We start from the raw sequence: 281 nt of genomic DNA on the forward strand, positions 1-281 counted from the left end.
GTTGGAATATCAATCTTATCTGGAACAGTGTAACCATGTTCAGTCAAGTATGTCTTGATCTTGTTGATGCCATCAGTGATATCAACAGTTCCACCAGTTGTTCCATCAAAGCTTGTTGGAATAGTGGTTGGAATAGTTACATCTGTGTTTGTTTCTGAATCATGGACAGTAACCGTGATAGTTTGCTTATCTGGGGTGTAAACCACCTTAGCATTAACAGTTTGACCATCTATCAAAGTGCTAAATTGACTAGCTAAATCATATGAAGTGGTCTTGTTGTA

Annotated in this window: 1 protein-coding gene; it reads right to left on the reverse strand. The window is 37.7% G+C overall.

The window, feature by feature from the left end:
• A partial coding sequence (locus FC45_RS07550; protein WP_155517717.1) for a hypothetical protein occupies positions 1–281 on the reverse strand: 281 nt, incomplete at both ends.

Source organism: Lactobacillus jensenii DSM 20557, assembly GCF_001436455.1.
Lineage (GTDB): Bacteria > Bacillota > Bacilli > Lactobacillales > Lactobacillaceae > Lactobacillus > Lactobacillus jensenii.